Annotated in this window: 16 protein-coding genes and 2 pseudogenes; 15 read left to right on the top strand and 3 right to left on the bottom strand. The window is 69.9% G+C overall.

Annotated elements, in window-relative coordinates; all coding sequences use genetic code 11:
• Together AOK08_RS07825 and AOK08_RS48365 are read left to right on the top strand one after the other, a co-directional pair.
• On the top strand, positions 1-1,697 hold a 1,697-nt coding region (locus AOK08_RS07825), incomplete at its 5' end, for an ABC transporter ATP-binding protein (RefSeq protein WP_055524718.1).
• 87 nt (positions 1,698-1,784) lie between these two features.
• Positions 1,785-1,910, top strand: coding sequence for a hypothetical protein (locus AOK08_RS48365; protein WP_277816011.1), 126 nt, complete (start codon positions 1,785-1,787; stop codon positions 1,908-1,910).
• Between the two features lie 180 nt (positions 1,911-2,090).
• Here AOK08_RS48365 and AOK08_RS07830 read toward each other — a convergent pair whose 3' ends face one another.
• On the bottom strand, positions 2,091-3,458 hold the full coding sequence (locus AOK08_RS07830; protein ID WP_055524719.1) for an NsdA family TPR-like regulatory protein: 1,368 nt from the start codon (positions 3,456-3,458) through the stop codon (positions 2,091-2,093).
• Positions 3,459-4,426: 968 nt separating this feature from the next.
• On the opposite strand from AOK08_RS07830, the gene AOK08_RS07840 reads away from it, so the two are divergent.
• The 5 genes and pseudogenes from AOK08_RS07840 to AOK08_RS07855 all read left to right on the top strand — a co-directional run bounded on the left by AOK08_RS07840 (position 4,427) and on the right by AOK08_RS07855 (position 7,047).
• On the top strand, positions 4,427-4,939 hold the full coding sequence (locus AOK08_RS07840; protein WP_055524721.1) for a hypothetical protein: 513 nt from the start codon (positions 4,427-4,429) through the stop codon (positions 4,937-4,939).
• Positions 4,940-5,024: 85 nt separating this feature from the next.
• Positions 5,025-5,690, top strand: coding sequence for a class I SAM-dependent methyltransferase (locus tag AOK08_RS07845; RefSeq protein WP_055524722.1), 666 nt, complete (start codon positions 5,025-5,027; stop codon positions 5,688-5,690).
• Positions 5,691-5,937: 247 nt separating this feature from the next.
• Positions 5,938-6,150, top strand: a pseudogene (locus AOK08_RS47100) (MerR family transcriptional regulator); the annotation flags it as partial.
• A gap of 48 nt (positions 6,151-6,198) precedes the next feature.
• Positions 6,199-6,459 (top strand): annotated as a pseudogene (locus tag AOK08_RS47105) (nuclear transport factor 2 family protein); the annotation flags it as partial.
• A gap of 129 nt (positions 6,460-6,588) precedes the next feature.
• A complete protein-coding gene (locus AOK08_RS07855; RefSeq protein ID WP_055524724.1) occupies positions 6,589-7,047 on the top strand; it encodes a hypothetical protein in 459 nt (152 codons plus the stop codon).
• Between the two features lie 5 nt (positions 7,048-7,052).
• On the opposite strand, the gene AOK08_RS07860 is transcribed toward AOK08_RS07855, so the two are convergent.
• A complete protein-coding gene (locus AOK08_RS07860; protein WP_055524725.1) occupies positions 7,053-7,670 on the bottom strand; it encodes a TetR/AcrR family transcriptional regulator in 618 nt (205 codons plus the stop codon).
• 68 nt (positions 7,671-7,738) lie between these two features.
• Here AOK08_RS07860 and AOK08_RS07865 point away from each other — a divergent pair, with 68 nt between their 5' ends.
• The 6 genes from AOK08_RS07865 to AOK08_RS07890 all read left to right on the top strand — a co-directional run bounded on the left by AOK08_RS07865 (position 7,739) and on the right by AOK08_RS07890 (position 18,144).
• Positions 7,739-9,073 (top strand): alpha/beta hydrolase, encoded by a 1,335-nt coding sequence (locus tag AOK08_RS07865; RefSeq protein ID WP_055524726.1) that lies wholly within the window; start codon positions 7,739-7,741, stop codon positions 9,071-9,073.
• 344 nt (positions 9,074-9,417) lie between these two features.
• The gene (locus tag AOK08_RS07870; RefSeq protein WP_055524727.1) at positions 9,418-11,193 is read left to right on the top strand and encodes an ABC transporter transmembrane domain-containing protein; all 1,776 of its coding nucleotides are present in this window, start codon (positions 9,418-9,420) and stop codon (positions 11,191-11,193) included.
• Positions 11,190-12,986 carry an ABC transporter ATP-binding protein gene (locus AOK08_RS07875; RefSeq protein WP_055524728.1) on the top strand — a complete coding sequence of 599 codons (1,797 nt, stop codon included), beginning with the start codon at positions 11,190-11,192 and terminating at the stop codon, positions 12,984-12,986. The genes AOK08_RS07870 and AOK08_RS07875 overlap by 4 nt, the downstream gene beginning before the upstream one ends.
• Positions 12,987-13,353: 367 nt before the next feature.
• Complete coding sequence (locus AOK08_RS07880; protein ID WP_055524729.1) at positions 13,354-15,432, top strand: M4 family metallopeptidase; 2,079 nt, start codon at positions 13,354-13,356, stop codon at positions 15,430-15,432.
• Positions 15,433-15,779: 347 nt separating this feature from the next.
• Entirely contained in the window at positions 15,780-17,441 is a 1,662-nt protein-coding gene (locus tag AOK08_RS07885; protein ID WP_055524730.1) for a M4 family metallopeptidase, read from the top strand.
• Positions 17,442-17,631: 190 nt separating this feature from the next.
• Positions 17,632-18,144: a DUF1990 domain-containing protein gene (locus AOK08_RS07890; protein ID WP_055524731.1), complete on the top strand. Its 513-nt coding sequence runs from the start codon at positions 17,632-17,634 to the stop codon at positions 18,142-18,144.
• A 91-nt stretch (positions 18,145-18,235) separates the two neighbouring features.
• Here the strand turns inward: AOK08_RS07890 and AOK08_RS07895 are convergent, their stop codons facing one another.
• Positions 18,236-20,908, bottom strand: a complete 2,673-nt coding sequence (locus AOK08_RS07895) for a glycosyltransferase family 1 protein (protein ID WP_055524732.1) — start codon at positions 20,906-20,908, stop codon at positions 18,236-18,238.
• A 259-nt stretch (positions 20,909-21,167) separates the two neighbouring features.
• Here AOK08_RS07895 and AOK08_RS07900 point away from each other — a divergent pair, with 259 nt between their 5' ends.
• Positions 21,168-22,388 carry a S8 family peptidase gene (locus AOK08_RS07900; RefSeq protein WP_055524733.1) on the top strand — a complete coding sequence of 407 codons (1,221 nt, stop codon included), beginning with the start codon at positions 21,168-21,170 and terminating at the stop codon, positions 22,386-22,388.
• Between the two features lie 223 nt (positions 22,389-22,611).
• Positions 22,612-24,225 (top strand): maltotransferase domain-containing protein (locus AOK08_RS07905; protein ID WP_055524734.1); only part of this gene is annotated, 1,614 nt, incomplete at its 3' end.

Genomic DNA, 24,225 nt, shown 5'->3' on the forward strand with positions numbered 1-24,225 from the left:
CCCTCACCACCGTGGTCCTGCTCCTCCAGCAGGCGGCCGTCCAGGCGGGCCCGCTGCTCGTCGCGTACGCCATCGACCGTGCCGTACCGGCCTTCCGCGACCACGACAACGGGCCGCTCGTCGCCGTCGCCGTCGGCTATCTGCTGTGCGCGCTGGCCTCGGGCGCGCTGCAGTACTGGTTCATCTCCGCCGCCGCCCGGGTCAGTCAGGACGCGCTGCTCGATCTGCGCGGGCGCATCTTCCGGCACGCGCAGGCGCTCAGCCTCGACTTCCACGAGCGCTACACGTCGGGCCGGCTGATCTCCCGCTCGACGGCGGACGTCGAGTCGCTGCGCGAGCTGCTGAACGACGGGCTCCAGGAACTCGTCACCATCGCGCTGTCGTTCGCCTACATCTCGGCCGTGCTGCTCTGGCTGGACCTGAGCATCGGCGCGCTCGCCATCGCCTCCTTCGTGCCGCTCCACCTCCTCGTACGGCGCTACCAGCGCCGGGCGGGCCGTGTGTACGGGCTGCGGTCCACCGCGATCGCCGCGGTGATCGTCAAGTTCGTCGAGACGATGAACGGCATCCGGCCGGTGCGCGCGTTCCGCCGCGAGACGGCCAACGACGCGGAGTTCGAGGCCCTCAACCGGGATCACGAACGCAAGAACGGCGACGCGATCCTGGAGATGGCCCGTTACGTCGTCGGCTCCCGGGTCGTCGCCAACTCCGCTGTCGCGGCGATGGTGCTGTGGGGTGCCCACCGGGTCGCGAACGGCTCGCTCGAACTGGGTGTGCTGGCCGCCGCCGTGCTGTATCTGCGCCGGCTGTACGACCCGATCGACCGGCTCGGCATGTTCCTGAACTCGTACCAGTCGGCCACCGCCTCCCTGGAGAAGATCTCCGGGCTGCTGGCCCAGAAGCCCTCGGTCCCGGAGCCGACGACTCCGCGTGAGCTTCCGGTTCTGGAGTCCGAGCACCCGGGCCGCGAGGTCGTCTTCGACGGGGTCCGGTTCGCCTACCGCACCGGCGGCGAGGTGCTCCCCCGCTTCGACCTCACCCTCCCGGCCGGGCAGACCGTCGCGGTGGTCGGCTCGACGGGCGCGGGCAAGTCCACCCTGGCCAAGCTGCTCGCCCGCTTCTACGACCCCACCGAGGGACACGTCCTCCTCGACGGCGTCGATCTGCGCGACCTGTCGGGCACCGACCTGCGGCGCGGGGTGGTGATGGTGACGCAGGAGGCCTTCCTGTTCTCCGGCAGCGTCGCCGACAACATCGCCATCGGCGCCCCGGACGCCTCGCGCGAGGAGATCGAACGCGCGGCCAAGGCGATCGGCGCCCACGACTTCATCGCCGCCCTGCCCGAGGGCTACGACACGGACGTACGTAAACGGGGTGGCCGTATCTCCGCCGGGCAGCGCCAACTGGTCGCGTTCGCACGGGCGTTGCTCGCCGATCCGGCGGTACTGATCCTCGACGAGGCGACCAGTTCGCTGGACATCCCGGGCGAACGGGCGGTGCAGCGCGCGATGTCGACGGTACTGAAGGGGCGTACAGCGGTGGTGATCGCCCACCGTCTGTCGACGGTCGAGATCGCCGACCGGGTGCTGGTGATGGAGCACGGCCGGATCGTCGAGGACGGCACGCCGGCCGAACTCATCGCCGGTACTGGCCGGTTCGCGGAGCTGCACCGGGCTTGGCGGGACAGTCTGGCGTGAGTTCGTGAGCTTGAGCCCATATCGAACGCGGCTGCCGTCGGGGCAGGGATCGACCGACCAGAAGTCTCATCTCAACCAGGAGTTGTCATGCGTAAAGCTGTACTCGGCTTGTTCGTCGCACTGGCTGCGGTGCTCGCCGTAGCACCCCTGACCGACGCCAGCGCCGACCAGACCCTGACCGTCGCCTGCTGCGGAGGTACAGGGGGCTTCTAACAAAGGGCCATCGCCAGCGAAGTACTGGCCAGCGTTCCTCCCCGACAAGGGGTAGCAATACGTAAAGCCGTACTCGGCCTGGGCCATCACCGTTAGTTCGATGCCGTATGAGGGTCCGTCAGCTCGTTGGCGGACCCTCATCATCGTTCGGAACGGTGACCCAGCAGGACACGGCCTCGGCTAGGCCGCGGCCTTCTGTCGAGCAAGCTCTCGCGCTCGCTCGTTGAGCTCCCGCACCCTCGGGTTGCTCGCGTACGGCCGGATGCGTCGCCTCATGATCTGGAAGTGTTCGTCAGCGCGAGCCGACGACAGTTGTTCGTAGTCGTCGAGGAATTCTCCCCACGTGGCGCACGCCGCTTCAAGGTGGCCGATCTCGAGTTGCCGTTGCGCGAGCAGGCCGTTCGCGTGGGCGTTGCCCTGCTTCTCCACCGGGGGCCGTGCCCTGTTCGAAGCCTTCATGGCTTCGATCGATCCGGGAATGTCGCCGAGGGCATACAGCACGCTCGACACATGGAACTCGTAGGCCGCCCGGTCATAACCGCCCACGGCGTCACGACGGTTGTCTGCCTGAGAGAGAGCGGCTTCGGTCTCCCGTAGCCGCATGTGGGCCTGTCGCCGGTCGCCCACCAGGGCGGCGCCGTGCGCTTGCTGTCCCCGAAGGAAGGCTTGCAGCCTCGGACCGGCCTGCGGGGCCGCTTCCGCTGCCGAGTCGGCGAGTTCGAGCGCCTTGTTCGCGTGCTTCAGGTTGGCGGCCTGAAGGGCCATGCCTCGCAGCGTGCGGCAGTAGGTGAGTTCGTCGCCGCCCGCTTTGGCCAGGCCGAGGGCCTGACGGTAGTACCGCTTTCCCAGCCCGTGGGCCTTCTCGTACATGGCCATCCATCCCGTGAGGTACACGAGATCGGATGCGGCGGCCCGCATGTCGTTCTTGACAGCCTCGGAGCCATCTGCCCGAAGGTAGGAGGAGACCGAGTTGACGATGAACGCCGCAGCCATCGGGCGCGCGTGCGCGCCGCCCAGCTCGTCGAGGATGTCAGCGATCTTGTCCGTCATGCTGCGGACAACGGCCACGTCTCCGGGACCGATCCTGACGGTTCGGCCTGCGGCCTGGTGCTCCAGCCGGTCCAGCGTCTCGTCGGCTTGGTCGAAGTGCGGTACAGCGAGCGTTGCCGAGTACAGCGCGGTCGTGAGAACCGCTCGGCGTGATGGGTCCATGTCTGCCCTTCCGGTATCAACCAGACCCTCAATAGAAATCAACGCGTGTTCAGGCGCAACGCCCAATCCGCACACGATCGGCGAAGCCCCAAGTCCCGCTTCCTCGTGGGTGATTGGGCGCCCGATACGCCGCGCGAGAGCTTCGACGATGGCCGGCCGGACAGGCTTCCGGGGCATCGCCCCGTTCAGCCAGTGCGCCACCGCCGACTCGTCGTAGCTGAGCAGTAGTCCGCGCTCGGCGCCAACGCGGTTGACGCTCAAGGCTAGTTGCCTGTACGTCCACCTGGCTTCGTCGATAAGCCGGGCAAGACCCTCGTTCGGCTCTCGGTTCGGCACGTCACCACTCCCCGCCAAGTCCGATATTCAAGTCGTTCAAGTTCTTGGACCTCTCCAACGGTACCGCTGAGCGTGCTCCTTTGGTTGCGTAGAGCGACACGTCAGCGAGAGGTGAATCCATGCGAGCCGAGCGGCAGCAGAGGCGGGGAGAGCAGTACACGGGCCCCGTCGTGGTCACGGTCGAGAAGGGTGAGTGGCAGGGCTTCGAGCGCCTCGCCCCCGGCTGGTGGCCGAGAAAGTGGGCGACGCCGAGTCGCTCTGCGGTCGAGCGCGTTGACCAGGGTCTCCGGAAGTTGCTGGCAGCGTGACCGCGCCGGCAACCGTTTCAACGCCCCCCGTGGTGCTGGTGTCTGGTCTTGAGCCTGTCGCAGTCGAGGGGTGCGACGTCTGCGGCGCCCTGGTCGTACAGCGCGAAGCGGCCCGGAGGGTCGCGAACGCGGCGAAGGTCAAGAGCTTGAACGACGAGATCGCGGATCATCCGCACGTGGACGATCCGGAGAACGGGGCACAGGCATCACCGCCCCGAGCGTTGCGACGCCCAAGCGGCAACCTGTGAAGGGACGGGCGAGGCGAAGCCCACTCGCCCCGGCGCGCGCCCGACTCTCCTGTACATCCTGAACGAGATGGGCAACCTGTGCGGCACGTGCGCGGGGTGGCGCCAAATCCGGTGCCCTCACTGCTGCGGTTTCGCAGGGTGCGCCGGTTGCGCCTACCTGTACAGGGTTCCGTGTCCCACATGCGCGGGTGGTCGTGCGGAGCCGATCAGGTGGTGAATCGGTTATGGCGAGTCGTACGACCCTTTGGACGGGTCGCTTTCATCCGGGCGTTGGCCGCTCTCTCCGCACCCGTCATCGTCCTGGCCGCCACCGGCGGCCTTTGAGCCCCCGCCCCGACAGGTTCGATAACCCTGGACAGGTCGCCTGCCGGGGCGGGTTCCACCCTCACATCAAGGAAAGGGCAATTCCAGTATGGCTGTCACACTTGAAGCCCCGCGCGGTACGACCTACCGCGACCCTCGGGAGCTGCTGAACGCGGTCGCTCCATACGTGACCGAGAAGACGTACAACATCTTCGACGCCCCGGGAGCGCGGGGAACCGACCTGTGGGAGCGGGAGGTTCGCCTTCTGCTCCGTGACGCCGTGGCCGTGCGCAGCCTCGCGGAACGCATCCTCGGACAGGCCGTGGCCTACCTGATCACCGCCATGGAGAACCCCGGGGTCGACATCGGACCGGGGTACACGGTCGACATCGGCATCCACCAGATCATTCTCGACTCGCCCGTCTACTTCGCGTTCTGCCAGATGTACAACGGCGGGAAGTACAAGCACCACGCCCCGCTCGTCGAGCGTCGGCGGGACGGCACGGTCATGCGTACGGCAGACGTGATCGCACAGCACGGCTTCGAGGTCGACGCCGAGCTGTGGGAGGTCGACGCGGCAGACTGCGGGCCGTGCGACGACAAGGTGCCCGACAGTCACTGACCAACCCGACAGGGTGCCCCGCCCCTGGCCACTCCCCCGAGGGGCGGGGCACCTGCCGGATCAACTCACCCTTAAGGAAAGCGCGTTGACCGCAGAGCACAACTTCGACAACGAGCGTGCCGTATGGGACGCCTACGCGGAATCGGCTTGGAAGGGCGTTGCCGACGAAGAGCCGGTGTTCCGTTGGACGCAGTACAAGGACCATGGGCCGGGGCCGGAACTCCTCGGCGAACCGGAGACCGCGCTCGAAATCGGGTGCGGCACCGGTCGCGCGCTCGCCTTCCTTGCCCGGGAGGGGGTCAAGGTTCGCGGGCTCGACATGTCTCCGGTGATGGTGGCGAAGACGTCCGAGCGGTGGGGGAGGCTCGGGGCCGAGTTCGTCTGTGGTGAAGTGCTCGACTTCCTGAAGCACGATGCCCGCACCTATGACGCCGTGTACTCGATCTTCGGCGCCGCATGGTTCAGCGACCCTAGGAAGCTCTTCCCTCTGGTCCGCCAACGGCTGCACCCTGGGGGCGTCTTCGTCTTCTCGCAACCGCCGGCCATCCCGGGCGCGTACGGCCCGCAGGGCATGTACAAGGGTGGCTTCGCCGGACCGGCAACGTACACCTATCGCTACAGCTACACCCCCGCGACGTGGAGGAGTCACCTGCTTTCGGCGGGCTTCGTCGAAGCCGTCTCACACGTCCATGAGGCCCCCGAGCCCGGTCACATCGGAACACTGATCGTTCGAGCCGTGGTCCCCCAGTAGCGCCGGCGGCCCTGGTGATCCGACTGCCCCTGAGCCACTCTGCCCCGGCGCAAGCCATCGAGGTGTTGACCGGACTACCGAAGGACACGCCGAGCCGAAGCACGTCCCCCAACCGGCCTGGATGAATGAGTCCAAGGGCTCGTAGCCATAGGCCGCCAGCGAGCGGCGGCACATATGGCTACCATCGCTCGCCCAGCCGGGGAATAGCCTTGAGTCTCCAGTGACTGGAGACGGCAGGGTGGGGGACATGGACGTTACGACCCTCTACTCGATCGGGGAGCTGTCCCGGCGGACCGGCTTGTCCGTGAGGACGATCCGGTTCTACTCCGATTCGGGGGTGGTAGCGCCGACCACCCGAAGTCCCGCCGGTTATCGGCTCTACGACCTCGACGCACTGCTCCGTTTGGAACTCCTCCGCACACTGCGCGAGCTGGGCATGGACCTACCTACGATTCAACGGGGGTCCGCCGACCTGCACAGCCCTGGATTCTTCAGCCATCCGCTCGGCACGACCGGGTTCGAGGCAGGCAAGCAGGCATGGAACACGCTCACCGCCCTGTTTCCGGGCATCCGCGTCACCGCCCAGGACATCCTGGTTGACGGCGACAAGGCCGCCGTCCGCTCGGTCGTCGAGGGAATCGCTCCGGACGGCAACACACAGCCCGTGCTGTTCGAGATCTTCCGCTTCGACAATGGCCGGTTCGCGGAGATGTGGGGGGCCAGCGCGGGATTCCCGACCTCAGCCAGCCCCGAGGAATTGCTCGACTAGCTGCGCTGCCGATCCGACCAACCCGGGAGTCGTTCTTCCGGGTTGGCCACATCTGTCCGGTCCGTCTCGGAGGTATTCCGGCAGTTCCAATACCCGACTCCACCATTAGCGGTCTTCAAGGACGACCTGGTGCGGACCTACCGCGGCTTCCTCGACCGGCGCCGGGCTGATCGACCGCAGGACGAGCACCGCGAGCCCACCGAACAGGAGTGGCACGGCTTCCAGCAGCCTTCGAGCTCCGCAAGGTGTCACTGGGCACCTGCGGGCGACCCTGCGGAACCCCCTGCAAAACACGAACATGCCTGCATCCGCTGCCCCGTCCTCCAGATCGACCCACGTCGGCGGTCCCGACTCATCGAGATCATCCAGAACCTCCGAGAACACATCCGCGAGGCCCGCGCCAACGGCTGGATCGGCGAGGTCGAGGGACTCCAGGTCAGCTTCGACGCTGCGATGGCCAAGCTCAACGGCCTCAAGCGATCTTCAACCGATGGTCGGCCGCAGCTGGTCGACCTTGGCATGCCTGTCTTCACCGACCACGCACTCCGACCCGACAGGGACCGGGAGGGCCCGGACAACCGGCCCTGATCCTGTCAAGGAGCGAGTTCGGCTTGGCGAAGGCCGCGGAACACCGCCGGGGTCGCCCATCCGCGCAGCGTGGCGTGAATCGCCGATCGGAATGCCGCCTCGGCCGTGGCGGCGTCGAGGGCCCCAGCCAGTTCGAGAGTCACCAGCCCGTGCAGGGTTGCCCAGATCGACAGGGCGATCGACGTTGCCTCGCCGACCAGGACGGGCGCCGCCAACGCGCGATCGATCGCCGCGAGGAGCGGACGGATCGGGTCACTGGCACCGACCTCCCCCGACGGGTCGAAGGACTGCACACCACCGAACAGCACCGTGTACAGGTGACTGTGGCCGCGCCCCCAACGACGGTAGGCGACGGCCAGCGCGTAGAGGTCGGCGAGAGGGTCCGCCGAGGTCCGCACCGCCGACACGTCCTGGAACAGGCCGGCGACGGCTCTGTCGCGCACCGCACCGATCAGCCCGTCCTTACCGCCGAACAAGGAATACACCGCCGTCGTCGACGCGTCGGCAGCCGCGGCCACGGCGCGGACCGTGAGCGACTCTCGCGGACGGGTGGCGAGCATCTCGGTCGCGCACTCCACAAGCCGCTCTTTGACGGCCTCGTCGTTCGTTCTCGGCCTACCCACGACCAACAGCCTACCCTCTTTGATAACGTCGTTTTGAAACAGTGTTCTGAAACTGCTGGAGGTCCGCCGTGCTCACGTCCGCCATAGGTCTCGTCCGCTTCACCGGACGCTTACTGCTGGCCCTGGCCGCCGTCGCGATGCTGGTCGTCGTCTTTCTCGCACTGATCGCCCTCACAGACGGGGCGGGCTCGGGGCTCGCCGCATGGTTGCCGACCCTTGGAGTCGGGGCTGCCCTCGCGATGTGGCGGGGTCGGCGCCGCAGTTGGCCGACGCGGCTCGTGCTGTTCCTGCCGGTGGTTGTCGCGGCGGCATTGACGGCGTCGGTCTGCGTTCCGACCATGCCGACGGCCCGGCGGTACCCGCCTGCCCTTCCGTTCGTGACTACGCAGCAATGGAGCCTGTCCACCGGCAGCCGGGTCGCGGCGTATCACTACCCGCCTGCGAACCCCGGCCCCCGGCATGCCGTCCCGCTCGTGTATCTCAACGGCGGACCGGTCCGTGGCATCTCGGTGCTCGACCACCGGTTCCTGCAACTCCTGGCACGCCAGGGCTACGACGTCTACGCCTACGAACAGGCCGGTGGCGGACGAAGCGACCTGCTTCCCATGGGCCAGTACACGATCTCCAGGTCGGTCCACGACCTCGCCGCGTTCATCGACCGCCTGAACAAGGGCAAGGTCGACATCCTCGGATTCTCCTCAGGCGGGGCCGTGCTCACCCGAGCCCTGGCCGACCGGAGCGTCGCCGCACGCCTGCACCGGGCGATCATCGCTGAGCCCGGCCCCATGGACGGCCCGACCGCACACATCACCGGGCACAAGGGCCGCAAATCCGCACGGGGCCTCGCGCCGGCCCCGACCGGGCCGCGATCGACACACGTCCCCCGGTACGCCGTGGCATTCGGCCTCATGCGACTCGGACTCCTCAGCCCCGACACCGGACTGATCGGACAGGCTGAAGGCGACAACGCCTTCACCGCCGCAGACCTCGGCAGCGACACCGCATCCGCCTACTGCGCGCGCGACGCGCACCGCATCCCCGCCGAGGACACCGCACAGAACTTCTCCTTCAGCCCCGCCGCCAGCCTCCGCATCCAGCAGACGGTCAAGAACTCACCCTCCATCGCCTCACAACTGAGGCAGTCCCGGACCCCCGCGATGCTGATGACCGCCGAGTGCTCCTCCCAGGTCCGTCAATGGGCGACCACCGTCCTTGCCAATGACCCCGCCATCCAGCGCACGCAGTACATGCCCGGAGTCGGACACCACATGTGGAACGGCCTCGACGACAACAACGACCGGGCCGCCGCCGTCATCACCGCGTTCCTTCAGGGCAAGCCGGCACCCCTGCCGAACCACCCGCTCCGCGACGAGATCCCTGCCTTCCTGCGCGATCACAAATGACGACGGTGCAGCCCGTCACCGGCAAAGGCCGGCGAACCCTCGAAGCCGTCCGCGCCCTGCGCCTGCGCCAGGTACCGCTAGGGACGATCTCTCAGTCCGGGAAAGGTCGACATATTCGATGGGCATCCCGTCATCACCCTCGGTAACCTGCAACACGGCCCACAAGACCGCGATTGCGCATCGCCGCCCGAGACCAGCGTTGCGTACGAAGCCCGAAGTTCAACGTTTCCGCAGATGTCAGTGCCGACGGTCAAGCGGAACCCACAGGGCGGTCGACGGGCGCGGTCGACGGAAGCAGGTCGTGCACTCGCGGGTGGCCGGCCGGACGGGGGACCAGAGGGAAGATGATCGACGCGTACGAGGACCCCGGCACCCCCGACTCGCGCGGCCCCGCCCGCTATCTGCTGTGGCTGGTGCGGCGGCAGTGGCGGCGGTGTGCGCTCGGGACGCTGCTGAGCAGCACCTGGATGGCGCTGATGGCGCTGTCGCCGTATCTGCTGTCGCGGGCCGTGGACGACGGTCTCGAACCGGGTGACCAGGCCGTGCTGGCGGGCTGGGCCGGTGCGATCCTCGCGGCCGGGACGTTCAGCGCGTGGCTGGGCATCATGCGGCACCGGACGATGACCCGGGTCCGGATGGACGCCAACTTCCGTACGGTCAAGGTCGTGATCGGGCAGTCCGTGCGGCTGGGGGCCGCGCTGCCCCGGCAGGTGGGGGCCGGGGAGGTCGTGACGATCGGCGTCGGTGATGTGACGACGATCAGCCAGTCGCTGACCTTCGTCGGTCCCGGGATCAGCGTGGCCGTCTCCTACAGCGTGGTGGCCGGGCTGCTGCTGTCGGTGTCACCGACGCTCGCCGCCGTGGTCCTGCTCGGGGTGCCCGTCGTCGCCCTGGTCGTCGGACCGCTGCTCGGCCGGCTCCAGGGAGTCGAGGCGTCGTACCGGGAGCGGCAGGGTGTCCTGACCGCCCGTATCGGGGACCTGTCGGGCGGACTGCGTGTCCTCAACGGGCTCGGTGGCAAGGGGCTGTTCGCCGACGCGTTCCGGCGCGACTCGCGCCGTCTGCGGGAGCAGGGGTACCGGGTCGGGGCGGTGAGCAGTTGGATCCAGGCGCTCGGGGTCGGTCTGCCGACGCTGTTCCTGGCCCTGGTGACCTGGCTCGCGGCCCGGCTGGCCGCCCAAGGGGCCATCACCGTGGGCGAGTTGGTGTCGGTGTACGGCTATGTGGCCGCGCTGATCGTGCCGGTGTCGTTCCTCATCGAGTGCGGGTTCCAGATCAGCAGGGCGCTGGTGGCCGCCCGGCGGGTCGTACGGTTCCTGGCGCTCGACCCCGACCACGACATCGGCGCCCCTGGGCTGGACGCCCCGGTGTCCCCGGCCGCGCTGCACGACCCGGACTCCGGCGTGAGCGCCGTACCGGGGCGGCTGACCGCGCTCGCCGGTGCCCGGCCCGCCGATGCCGCCGCCGTCGTCGACCGGCTCGGGCGGTTCGCGCCGTCGGCGGCGACGTGGGGCGGCGTACGGCTCGACGAGGTCGCCCTCACCCAGGTGCGCGCCCGGATCCTGGTCGCGGACAACGAGGCCGACCTGTTCGCCGGGACCCTGCGCGAACTGGTCGCCGGGCGCGGGGAACCCGGCGAGGAGGCCATCGCGCGGGCGGTGCGCGCCGCGGTCGCCGAGGACATCGTCGGCGGGCTGCCGGACGGGCTGGACTCGGCGATCGACGCGCGGGGCCGGAATCTCTCGGGCGGTCAGCGGCAGCGCGTACGGCTGGTGCGGGCGCTGCTCGCCGACCCCGAGGTACTGCTCGCCGTCGAGCCGACGTCGGCGCTGGACGCGCACACCGAGGCCGCCGTCGCGGACCGGCTGCGCGCCGAGCGCGGTGAGCGCCCGGACCGTACGACGGTCGTGGCGTCCACCTCGCCCCTGCTGCTGGACCGGGCGGACACCGTGTACTACCTGGTCGACGGCAAGACGGCGGCCGTGGGCAGCCATCGGCGGCTGCTCGCGGAGGAACCGGGTTACCGGGCCCTGGTGGCCCGCGACACGGACGGGACCGACAGGGAGCAAGAAGGGGAAGAGGAACCCGGCCTGGAGAGCGTCGAGGGGGGCGTACGGTGAGCGGTCAGCTGCCCGTCGCCTCGGTGGCCGATGTCCGCCGGGCCGCCGTCCGGCTGGTCCGGGCCGACGGGCGTGCCTTCGTCGCGCTTCTGCTGCTGAACTCGGCCGCCGCCGGTGCCGGGCTTGTCGCGCCCTGGCTGCTGGGGCGGATCATCGACGAGGTGCGGGCGGGCGCGGGGGTCGCGGCCGTGGACCGGCTGGGGCTGGTCATCGTGGGGTGCGCGGTGGGTCAGTTGCTGCTGGCGCGCTGGGCGCGGTATGTGGGGCACCGGTTCGGGGAGCGGACGCTGGCGCGGGTGCGCGAGGAGTTCGTGGACCGGGCGCTCGCGCTGCCCGCGTCGGTGGTGGAGCGGGCCGGGACGGGTGATCTGACGGCCCGGGGGACGGCCGACGTGAGCACGGTCGGCACGACCTTGCGCGATGCCGGGCCCGAGCTGCTCATCGCCTCGGTGCAGTGTGTGTTCATCGTCGGCGCCGTGTTCGCGCTGGATCCGCTGCTCGGTCTGGGCGCGGTGGTCGCGCAGTCCGGGATCTGGTTCGCGCTGCGCTGGTATCTGCGCCGGGCGCGCACCGCGTATCTCGCCGAGGGCGCCGCCAACTCGGAAGTGGCTGAAAATCTCGCTGCGACGGCGTCCGGGGCGCGCACGGTCGAGGCGTTTCGGCTCGGGGAACGGCGGGTGGCGGTGAGCCGGGAGGCGCTGGACCGGTCCCGGCGCCGGCGGCTGCACACGCTGTGTCTGCGGTCGGTGTTCTTCCCGACCGTGGAGGTGTCGTACGTCCTTCCCGTGGTCGTCGTGCTGGTGGTGGGCGGCGTGTTGCACGGGCGGGGGGCGGTCAGCCTGGGCGCGGTCGTGGCGGCGGCCCTGTATCTGCGGCAGTTGGAGGCACCGCTCGACGAGGTGCTGACCTGGACGGAGCAACTGCAGAGCAGCGGTGCCTCGTTCGCGCGGGTGGAGGGGCTCGGGCGGGCGCCCAGGGGCGGGGCGGAGGCGTCGCCGGTGCCCGTGGGCGACCGGATCGAGGTGACGGGGGTGCGGTACGCGTACGAGCGTGGGGGCGAGGTGCTGCGCGGGGTCGATCTGAGTGTGCGGCCGGGTGAACGGCTGGCTGTGGTGGGGCCGTCGGGCGCCGGCAAGACGACGTTGTGCCGGTTGCTGGCGGGAATCGACGAGCCGAGTTCGGGCACGGTGACCGTGGGCGGCGTACCGGTCTCCGCGCTCGGGCCCGAGGAGCTGCGGCGGCAGGTCGTGCTCGTCACCCAGGAGCACCATGTCTTCCTGGGCACCGTCCGGGACAATCTGCTGATCGCCGAACCGGCGGCCACCGACGCCGAGTTGTGGGCGGCGCTGGCCACCGTGGGCGCCGAGGGCTGGGTGCGCGAGCTGCCGGCCGGGCTGGACACCCGGCTGGGCCCCGACGGGGAGTCGACGGACGGTTCGCAGGCCCAGCAACTGGCCCTGGCCCGGGTGGTGCTGGCCGACCCGCACACGCTGATCCTGGACGAGGCGACGGCGTTGCTGGATCCGACGACCGCGCGTCATACGGAGCGCGCGCTGGCCGCCGTACTAGAGGGGCGGACGGTGATCGCGATCGCACACCGGCTGCACACCGCGCACGACGCGGACCGGGTGGCCGTGATGGAGGAGGGGCGGCTCACCGAACTCGGCACGCACGAGGGGCTGGTGGCGGCCGGAGGGGCGTACGCGGCGCTGTGGCACTCGTGGCACGGGGAGCCGCGTCCGGCCCCGGCGCGGAGGGCGGATCTGGCCCGGAAGGCGGACCCTGCGCGGTAGTCGCCCCCGGCTCGGAAGGCCCGCCCGGCTGGAATCGCCGACCCCGTGGAAGGGCCCGCCCGGTGAAAAGGCCGACCCCTCGGGAGGCCCCGCCCGAGGGAAATGGCCATAGGCCCGCATAGCGAACGGACCGTATAGCGAACATGACCATCCGGACAACGGACCATTTCCAGCCAACTTATTGACGCGGTCCTGACAGGACAGGACACCCGGTGCCACTCTTCCCACGGCACCTTCACAGCGGCTCCACAGTCACATCACCGCTGTGTTCGCGCCACGCATCCGCACGCATCTGCTCTGCCCCGGACGGACGACCACCGTCCGGTCCCCCCTGGCCGCTCGCCCGACGGCCAAGCAGAAGGAGTCAGTGTTGAGACGCCAGTCCCACAGACGCACCCCCCACACCTCCACCGAGCTCTCCCGCACCACCCAGCGGCGGGTCGCCACCGGCGCCCTCGTCGCGGTAACCGCCTTGCTGGCGGCGGCAGTTCAGTCCGGCGCCGCCACCGCGGCCCCGGCGCAGGCGCCGTCGGCCACGACGGGCCGGGTCATACCGGGCGCCGAGTCCATCAGGCTCTCCCCCGCCCAGCGCGCCGCGCTGCTGACCGAGGCCAACGCCACCAAGGTGGAGACGGCCAAGGGACTCGGTCTGGGCGCCAAGGAGAAGCTCGTCGTCCGTGACGTCGTCAAGGACGGCAACGGCACCGTGCACACGCGGTACGAGCGCACGTACGAGGGACTTCCCGTCCTCGGCGGCGACCTCGTGGTCGACACCGCCAAGTCGGGTGCCATGAAGGGTGTGGTGAAGGCGACCGGCGCCACCATCAAGGTGGCGACGACGAAGGCCTCCCTGCCCGTCGCGAAGGCCGAGAAGCAGGCGCTGGCCGCCGCGAAGGACAAGTCGAAGAGCGCGAAGCTGAGCAAGCAGCCGAGGAAGGTCATCTGGGCCGCCTCCGGCCACCCCGTGCTCGCGTTCGAGACGGTCGTCGGCGGGCTCCAGGAGGACGGCACCCCGAACGAGCTGCACGTCATCACCGACGCGGCCACCGGCAAGAAGCTCTTCCAGTACCAGGGCGTCGAGACCGGCATCGGCAACACGATCTACAGCGGCACGGTCGACCTCGGCACCACGCAGTCCGGTTCGACGTACACCATGACCGACGCCGCGCGCGGCGGTCACAAGACGTACAACCTGAACCGCGGCTCCTCCGGCACCGGCACCCTCTTCTCGGGCCCGGACGACGTCTGGGGCAACGGCCAGGCGTCCAACCTGGAGTCGGCCGCCGCGGACGCCCACTACGGCGCGGCGCTCACCTGGGACTACTACAAGAACGTCCAGGGCCGCACGGGCATCAAGGGCGACGGCGTGGCCGCGTACTCGCGCGTCCACTACGGCAACAACTACATCAACGCGTTCTGGCAGGACGGCTGCTTCTGCATGACGTACGGCGACGGGTCGGGCAACGCCAACCCGCTGACCGCCATCGACGTGGCCGGCCACGAGATGACGCACGGCGTCACCGCCGCCACCGCGGGCCTGGTCTACTCGGGCGAGTCCGGCGGGCTCAACGAGGCGACCTCGGACATCTTCGGCACGGCCGTCGAGTTCTACGCCAACAACCCCTCCGACGTCGGTGACTACCTCATCGGCGAGGAGATCAACATCAACGGCGACGGCACGCCGCTGCGTTACATGGACAAGCCGAGCAAGGACGGTTCGTCCAAGGACAGCTGGTCCTCCAGCCTCGGGTCGAACGACGTGCACTACTCGTCGGGCCCCGCGAACCACTGGTTCTACCTCCTCTCCGAGGGCAGCGGCGCCAAGACCATCAACGGCGTCAACTACAACTCGCCGACCTCGGACGGGCTCCCGGTGACCGGCATCGGCCGGGACAAGGCGGAGAAGATCTGGTTCCGCGCGCTCAGCACGAAGTTCACGTCGGCCACCAACTACAAGGCGGCCCGCACGGGCACCCTCGCGGCGGCCGGTGAGCTGTACGGCACGACGAGCCCCGAGTACACGGCCGTCGAGAACGCGTGGGCGGCCATCAACGTCGGCGCGCGTCCGGGCGGCGGTGGCGGCGGTGGCGGCACCTCCTTCGAGTCCTCGACCTCGGTGGCGATTCCGGACAACGGTCCGGCCGTCACCTCGGCGATCACGGTCACCGGTATCCCCGGCAACGCGCCGCGCAACCTGGTGGTCACGCCGAACATCTCGCACACCTGGCGCGGCGACCTCGTCGTCGACCTGGTGGCGCCGGACGGCTCGGTCTACAACCTGAAGCCGTTCAGCTCCTCTGACTCGGCGGACGACGTGGACGAGGACTACACGGTGGACGCCTCCTCCGAGGTCGCCAACGGGACCTGGCTGCTCCGGGTCCAGGACAAGGCGGCGGCGGACGTCGGCAAGATCAATGGCTGGAAGATCACCTTCCCGACCGCCTGAACACACAGCGCTTAAGGACCTGTTCGAGCAACGTTCAGGCCCCGTGAGCAAGGCAGCGCCGCCCCGGTGGATCAACTCACCGGGGCGGCGCTGCCTTTGTGGTTCCTGGGCTGTGCCTTTGTTGACACCGCGCCCGGCCTTGGTTCGCGCTTTATCACGGCCCCACCCGCGTTACACGCGCGAAACGTTGGATCGGAGGGCGATTTTCAGCCAACATCACTTGAGGGTCCTGACATGTACGCGCCTCTGGTGTCACTCTTCCAACACGCCGCAGCAGCACTCCAGTTCCACAAGCACTTCCGTGCGTTCACCCCAAGACCGCACGGAACCCCCACAAAGGAGTCCGCGTGACCCCCCTCTACGCGCGTCGCAACCGCACCACCCTGGCCATCGCCACCGCCGTCGCGGCCGGAGCCCTCCTCACCACCGGTCTGAGCACCGGCGCCTCCGCGCAGAACGAGCCGGCCGGCAGCCAGGCCAGGGCCGCCGCCCTCCCCGTCGCACTGTCCCCGGCCACGCGCACGGCGCTCATCAAGGAAGCCTCGGCCGAGGCCCCGGCGACCGCCGACGCGATAGGCCTCGGCGCCAAGGAGAAGCTCGTCGTCCGTGACGTCCTCAAGGACGCCGACGGCTCGGTGCACACCCGCTACGAGCGCACCTACGCGGGCCTGCCGGTCCTCGGCGGCGACCTCGTCGTGCACCAGAACGCGGCCGGCGTGGTCAAGAGCGTGACCAGAGCGCAGAACGCGGCCATCAAGGTCGCCGACCTCACCCCCGAGGTCTCCACGGCCGCCGTCGAGAAGCAGGCCGTCAAGCTCGCCAAGAGCGCCGGCTCCACCCAGTCGGAGGCGGCCAAGGCGCCCCGCAAGGTGATCTGGGCCGCCTCGGGCACCCCGACCCTCGCCTACGAGACCGTCGTCGGCGGCTTCCAGGACGACGGCACCCCGAACCAGCTGCACGTCATCACCGACGCGGCCACCGGCAAGAAGCTGTACGAGTACCAGGGCATCGAGACCGGCAGCGGCAAGAGCCTGTACTCCGGCACCGTCGCCCTGAGCACGACGAAGTCGGGCTCCACGTTCCAGCTGACCGACGGCACCCGCGGCGGCCACAAGACGTACAACAAGTCCCGCTCCACCAGCGCGTCCACCGGCACCCTGTTCACCGACGCCGACGACGTCTGGGGCACCGGCACCGCGTCCAGCTCGTCCAGCGACCAGACCGCGGCCGTCGACGCCGCGTACGGCGCGCAGAAGACCTGGGACTTCTACAAGGACACGTTCGGCCGCCTCGGCATCAAGAACAACGGTGTCGCCGCCTACTCCCGCGTCCACTACGGCAACGCGTACGTCAACGCGTTCTGGGACGACGACTGCTTCTGCATGACGTACGGCGACGGCGAGGGCAACACCGACCCGCTGACCTCGCTGGACGTGGCCGGCCACGAGATGACGCACGGCGTCACCGCCAACACGGCGGGCCTGGAGTACAACGGCGAGTCCGGCGGCCTCAATGAGGCGACCTCGGACATCTTCGGCACGGCCGTGGAGTTCTACGCGTCGAACGCCTCCGACCCCGGTGACTACCTCATCGGCGAGAAGATCGACATCAACGGCGACGGCACGCCGCTGCGTTACATGGACAAGCCGAGCAAGGACGGCGGCTCGGCCGACAACTGGTCGACGTCGCTGAAGAACCTCGACGTCCACTACTCGTCGGGCCCCGCGAACCACTTCTTCTACCTTCTCTCCGAGGGCAGCGGCGCCAAGACCATCAACGGGGTCAGCTACAACTCCCCCACGTTCAACGGCTCCACGGTCACGGGCATCGGCCGCGCCAAGGCCGTCCAGATCTGGTACAAGGCGCTGACCACGTACATGACGTCGACGACCAACTACAAGGCCGCCCGCACGGCGACCCTGTCGGCGGCCTCGGCCCTGTACGGCAGCGGCAGCGCGGAGTACGCGGCGGTGAACGCGGCCTGGGCGGCGGTCAACGTCAAGGCCTGACGCTCCGCGTGAGTGACGGGTGAGCAGGTGAACAGGTGATCGGCGGGGCGGTACCCGGAACGAAGGCAACTCCGGGGACCGCCCCGTCGTACGTGCGGCCGTACAGGCAGTCGTCTGTACGGCCGCACGTGTGTCCGTATCCCGCACCCCGCCGCACGGCCCCGGACACCCCGCCCTACCCTTGGGTCCCATGTCCTTCACGTACGCGGAGGTCGGCGCGACCCGCGAGCGCGGCTTCCGTTGCCCGCCCGGCTTCCACCACCTGCATGTACGCACCCGCATAGGCGAGGGCGAGAAGGTCTTCCGGCGCGCCGCCGAGGCCGTCCTCACCTGGGAGATGCACCGCGCGATGGGCGTGGGCATCGACGCCACCGCCGAACGGGCGGCCCCCGACATCGACGTCACTGTCACCCTCGCCGGTGTGATCAAGGCGCCCTGCCGGGTGGTCTGGACGGTGGAGGAACACCGCCGCGCCGGCTGGGCGTACGGCACCCTCACCGGTCACCCGGAGTGCGGCGAGGAGTCCTTCGTCGTGGACCGCACGGGCGACGGCACGGTATGGCTGACGGTCAGCGCGTTCAGCCGCCCCGCGAAGTGGTACGCCAAGGCCGCCGGCCCCGCGACCCGGGGCCTCCAGCACGCCTACGCACGCCGGTGCGGGGCGGTGCTGCGGCGGCTGTGCGAGGGATACGGGGAGGCCTGACCAGGGGACCGACCGAGGGGGAACCGGTCCCGGCGCGAAGCCGGGACCAGCGCGAACCCCTCACCACCTGGGTGTCAGCGTGGACCGGAGGTCACCGCAGCAGCACCCCCGCCCCCTCCCCCAGGTCCTCCGCGGGCATCGCCACCAGGCCCATCTCCGCGCTCGACGCCAGCAGCCGGTGCGCCGGCAGGATCCGGACCGTGTACCCGTAGGGCCCCGTCCGGTGCAGCGACAGCGGACCCTCGTACAGCCGGCGCCCCTCCGCGTCCGGGCCGCCGACCGCCTTCAGCGGCACCGTCGTCGCGTCGGTGATGCTGTCCTGCGAGTCCACCCGGCCCGAGACCGCCTGGACCTCGACGTCGTCCGGGGTCAGGTCGCCGAGTCCCACCCGGACCCGGAGGGAGAGGGTGCTGCCCAGTTCCGCCGTCAGGGCGGGGGCGGTCGCCGCCGAGGTCTCGACGTGGTCGACCGTCACCGTGTGCCAGGCGGCGCGGACCCGGGACTTCCAGGCCGCCAGCTCCCTCGCCGTGTCCGGGGTCATGGCCCGGTGGGCGCGGGCCGCGGGAGCGTACAGGCGTTCCACGTACTCGCGGACCATACGGCCGGCCAGGACCTTCGGGCCCAGATGGGTCAGGGTCTCGCGGACCATCTCGATCCAGCGGTCGGGCAGTCCCGTACCGCCGCGCTCGTAGAAGCGCGGGGTGACGCGCCGCTCCAGCAGGTCGTACAGGGCGGCGGCCTCCACGTCGTCGCGGTGGTCGGGGTCGGTGCCCGCGATGCCGTCCGCCGTGGGGATCGCCCAGCCGAAGTCCGGCCGGAACCATTCGTCCCACCAGCCGTCCAGGACCGACAGGTTGAGGCCGCCGTTCAGCGCCGCCTTCATCCCGCTGGTGCCGCACGCCTCCAGCGGGCGCAGCGGGTTGTTGAGCCAGATGTCGCAGCCGGGGTAGAGCTTCTGCGCCATCGCCATGCCGTAGTCCGGGAGGAAGACGATGCGATGGCGGACGCGTGGATCGTCCGCGAACCGCACCAGCTCCTGGATCAGCCGCTTGCCGCCGTCGTCCGCCGGGTGCGCCTTGCCCGCGATGACGATCTGGATCGGCCGTTCCGGGTGGAGAAGCAGATCCATCAGCCGGTCGCGGTCGCGCAGCATCAGCGTCAGGCGTTTGTACGAGGGGACACGGCGCGCGAATCCGATGGTCAGGACGTCCGGGTCGAGCACCCCGTCGATCCAGCCCAACTCCGCCGTACCCGCGCCGCGTTGCCGCCAGGACGCCCGCAGCCGCTCCCGTACCTCCGTCACCAACTGGGCGCGCAGGGACCGTCGTAGCTCCCAGATGTCCTGGTCGGAGATGTCCGCGACCGTGTCCCAGCGCTCCGGGCCGCCGACCGACAGCGCGTCCTCGATGCGTTCCGCGCCGAGTTGGCGGGCGCCGAGCGCCAACACCTCGGGTGCGACCCAGGTGGGCGCGTGCACACCGTTGGTGACCGAGGTGATCGGCACCTCGGCCGGGTCGAACCCCGGCCACAGGCCCGCGAACATCTCGCGGCTCACCTGACCGTGGAGAAGGGAGACCCCGTTGGCCTGGCGGCCCAGCCGCAGCCCCATCACGGCCATGTTGAAGAGGTTCGGCTCGCCGCCCGGGTAGGTCTCCATGCCCAGGGCCAGGACCCGTCGCACGTCGATGCGCGGGAGTTCGGCGTCGGGGCCGAAGTGGTGGGCGACCAGTTCGCGGTCGAAGCGGTCGATGCCGGCCGGGACGGGTGTGTGCGTCGTGAACACCGTCCCGGCGCGCACCGCTTCGAGCCCGGCGTCGAAGTCCAGCCCCTCGTCGCAGAGTTCGGCGATCCGCTCCAGGCCGAGGAAGCCCGCGTGGCCTTCGTTGGTGTGGAAAACCTCGGGGTCGGGGTGCCCGGTGAGACGGCAGTACGTCCGCACCGCGCGCACTCCGCCGATGCCGAGCAGCATCTCCTGGAGCAGCCGGTGCTCGCTGCCGCCCCCGTACAGCCGGTCCGTGACACCCCGTTCGCCGAGGTCGTTCTCCTCCACGTCCGAGTCGAGGAGCAGCAGCGGTACGCGTCCCACCTGGGCCAGCCAGATCCGGGCCCGCAGCGACCGGCCGCCGGGCAGGGCCAGGGAGACCTGGGTGGCGGAGCCGTCGGGTTCCTTGAGGAGGGTGACGGGGAGTTCGTTGGGGTCGAGCACCGGATAGTGCTCCTGCTGCCAGCCGTCCCGGGAGAGGGACTGGCGGAAGTAGCCGTGCCGGTACATGAGTCCGACGCCGATCAGCGGTACGCCGAGATCACTGGCCGATTTCAGATGGTCCCCGGCGAGGATGCCGAGGCCGCCGGAGTACTGCGGCAGGGCCGCCGTGACCCCGAACTCGGGCGAGAAGTAGGCGACGGCGGCGGGGAGTTCACTCCCCGCGCCCTGACCGTCCGCCTCCGCCTCTGTCTGTGTCCGTGCCTGTGTCTGGTACCAGCGGTCGCCGGTGACGTAGTCACGCAGGTCGTCGGCGACCGCGGTGAGGCGGCGCAGGAAGCGGTGGTCCCCGGCGAGTTCGGTGAGCCGCTCGGGAGAGAGGCCGCCGAGGAGCCGTACGGGGTCGCACTCCGAGTCGGCCCAGCGCTCGGGGTCGACGGAGCGGAAGAGTTCGCGGGTCTCCGCATGCCATGACCAGCGCAGATTGCGGGCCAAATCACTGAGTGGCCGGAGGGGTTCGGGGAGAACGGGACGGACGGTGAACCGACGGATCGCCTTCACATTCCACCTCGGTGGTCGCGCCTGATGTCAATCCTGTACGTACCGGGGCCCACGACCGCGTGTGCCCCGTCATCAACCCCTTGACGGTATCGGTGCGGGAGCGTCCGAACCATGGCGCGTATCGTGCGCCCCCGGCCAGGAGCGACCGCCGATATGGCCGGTTCAACCCCAGCAGGCCACCTTGTGACACTTCTCCCCGCACGAGAGGCTGCCCGGAAGGCCGCCGGACGCCGGCGGCCGGGGAGGGGGAACTCCAGCCATGAAACGGACGTACACGCGAGGTCCGCGCTGGGCGGCGGCCCTGACCGCCGCGGCCACCGCTGCCGTGCTGTCGGTCGCCGCACCCGCGCAGGCGGCCCCGGAGGGCCGCATAGCCGGCGCCGGCGAACCCGGTTCCGTCGGCGGAAGCTATCTGGTGACACTCAAGGGGGGTACGGCGGCCTCGTCGGCGGACGGCAGAGGACTCGCCGCGAGGTACGGCGCGAGAATAAGCCACATCTACGGCAGCGTCCTGAACGGTTACGCCGTTCACGCCGACGAGAACCAGGCGAGGCACCTCGCGGCGGACCCCCGCGTGGCCTCGGTCGCCCAGGACACCAGGATCACGTACGACCGCACCGGCCGAGGCGGCTTGAGCGGCCGACAGGACCCGGCGTCCTGGGGTCTGGACCGGATCGATCAGCCCGACCTGCCGCTCGACGGCGACTACACCTGGCCGCGGTCGGCGGGCAGGGGCGTCACGGTGTACGTGATCGACACCGGGATCCGGATCTCGCACAAGGACTTCGGCGGGCGGGCGAGTTACGGCTGGGACTTCGTCGGCGACGACGGATCGGCCGGCGACGGGAACGGCCACGGCACGCATGTCGCGGCGACGATCGCCGGTACGGCCTTCGGCGTCGCGAAGAAGGCCAGGGTCGTCTCCGTACGTGTCCTCGACAACTCGGGCGGCGGTACGACGGCGCAGGTCATCGCCGGTATCGACTGGGTGACCAAGCACGCCAGGAAACCCGCCGTCGCCAATGTGAGCCTCGGCGGCAACCACAACCCCCAACTGGACACGGCCGTACGGAACTCGATCGCGTCCGGGGTCACCTACACGGTCGCCGCCGGGAACGCCGGGGAACCGGCGGAGGCGTACTCGCCGGCCGACGTCAAGGAGGCGATCACGGTCGGCGCGACCGGACCGGACGACGCCCGCGCCGACTTCTCGAACTGGGGACCGGCTCTCGACCTGTTCGCCCCGGGCGTCTCGATCACCTCGGCGTCCTATGCCAGTGACACCGGGCGGGTGACCTATTCCGGTACGTCGATGGCGGCGCCGCACGTGGCGGGCGCCGCCGCGCTCTACTTGGCGGATCAGCCGAACTCCAGTCCGGCACAGGTGTCCAGGGCACTGACGGGTCTCGCGGCGCCCGGGAAAGTCTCCGACCGGAGGGCGGGTTCACCGAACAAACTCCTGCGGACACCGCTCCCCTAGAGACAGTGTGCCGTTGTCGGCCCCGTCCGCCGGACGGGGCCGATTCCGTTCGCCGACGTGGCTGATCCTCGCTGCGGACATACGCGCGAGTAGTTGGCAAAGTGCCGGATTGCCCACCCGAATAGGGTGGGAAGGCTCCCCCGGTACACGACTGGGACACACCACGCAGGACACCCTCCCCACATCCATCCGCCCACCCACGTTGACGCGGACAGGAGCGGTAATGCCCGCCACGCACCACTCGTCACCACCCTCGACACCCACCTCCGGCACACCACCGATACGCCTGACGGACACCACCGTTCCGCCGGGCGCCCCGGAGACATCCTCTCCGGCCCCGAGGACACCGTCCGCCGCCCGGCCCACAGCCCCGGAGCGACCCTCCGGCCCCGGTCCCGGTCACGTCCCGACGGCCCGCGAGACACCCTCCGCCAAGGGCGGACCGGCCCCGGGCGCGTCCCCGGCCGACGACGAACCGACGGCCCCGGGCACACCGTCCGCCGCTGACTCCACAGACTCCACTGACACCGCTGACACCGCTGACACCGTGGTCGGCCGTATCCCCGTCCTGGACGTCCGTCCCCTGGTCATGGGCGGGAGCCGTCCCGCCAAGGCGGTGGTCGGCGAGGCCTTCGAGGTCTCGGCCACCGTCTTCCGCGAGGGCCATGACGCGGTCGCCGCCAACGTCGTACTCCGCGATCCGAAGGGCCGCCCCGGCCGCTGGACGCCGATGCGCGAACTGGCCCCGGGCACCGACCGCTGGGGCGCCACCGTCGAGGCCGACGCACCCGGTGCCTGGACGTACACCGTGGAGGCGTGGGGCGACCCGATCAGCACCTGGCGCCACCACGCGGGCATCAAGATCCCGGCGGGCATCGACACGGAACTGGTGCTGACGGAGGGCGCGCTGCTGTACGAGCGGGCCGCCGTCGGCGTACCGAAGAACAAGGGCAAGCGGGAGGTGCTCCTGGCCGCCGCCGAGGCCCTCCGGGACACCGAACGCCCGGCACCGGCCCGGCTGTCGGCCGCCCTCACCCCGGCCGTGGACAAGATCCTGGCCCGGTATCCGTTGCGTGAGCTGGTGACGTCGAGTGAGCCGTTGCCGCTGGTGGTGGAGCGGGAGCGGGCGTTGTACGGGGCGTGGTACGAGTTCTTCCCGCGGTCGGAGGGGACGCGGGAGCGGCCGCACGGGACGTTCCGGTCGGCGGCGCGGCGGTTGCCGGCGATCGCCGCGATGGGCTTCGACGTGGTCTACCTGCCGCCGGTCCACCCGATCGGGCGGACGTTCCGCAAGGGGCCGAACAACACGTTGTCGGCGTCGGCGGGGGATGTGGGGGTGCCGTGGGCGATCGGTTCGGCGGACGGCGGCCACGACGCCGTGCACCCGGAGCTGGGCACCATGGAGGACTTCGGTTTCTTCGTCGCCGAAGCCGCCCGGCACGGGTTGGAGATAGCACTGGACTTCGCGTTGCAGTGCTCCCCCGACCACCCGTGGGTGGAGAAGTATCCGCAGTGGTTCCACCACCGCCCGGACGGGACGATCGCGTACGCGGAGAACCCGCCGAAGAAGTACCAGGACATCTACCCGATCGCCTTCGACGCGGATCTGCCGGGTCTGGTCGCGGAGACGGTGCGGGTGCTGCGGCACTGGATGGCGCACGGGGTGCGGATCTTCCGGGTCGACAACCCGCACACGAAACCGGTCGTGTTCTGGGAGCGGGTGATCGCGGAGATCAACGGCACCGACCCGGACGTGATCTTCCTGGCGGAGGCGTTCACCCGCCCGGCGATGATGCGCACGCTGGCCCAGATCGGTTTCCAGCAGTCGTACACCTAC

It is taken from the genome of Streptomyces graminilatus (assembly GCF_001418565.1).
In the GTDB taxonomy this organism is placed as follows: Bacteria; Actinomycetota; Actinomycetes; order Streptomycetales; family Streptomycetaceae; genus Streptomyces; species Streptomyces graminilatus.

Bases quoted from the DNA above. Each gene is read 5' to 3' on its own strand.
- AOK08_RS07890 (WP_055524731.1), top strand. From the start codon at position 17,632: ATGTCCTTCACGTACGCGGAGGTCGGCGCGACCCGCGAGCGCGGCTTC.
- AOK08_RS07840 (WP_055524721.1), top strand. From the start codon at position 4,427: ATGGCTGTCACACTTGAAGCCCCGCGCGGTACGACCTACCGCGACCCT.
- AOK08_RS07870 (WP_055524727.1), top strand. From the start codon at position 9,418: ATGATCGACGCGTACGAGGACCCCGGCACCCCCGACTCGCGCGGCCCC.
- AOK08_RS07900 (WP_055524733.1), top strand. From the start codon at position 21,168: ATGAAACGGACGTACACGCGAGGTCCGCGCTGGGCGGCGGCCCTGACC.
- AOK08_RS48365 (WP_277816011.1), top strand. From the start codon at position 1,785: ATGCGTAAAGCTGTACTCGGCTTGTTCGTCGCACTGGCTGCGGTGCTC.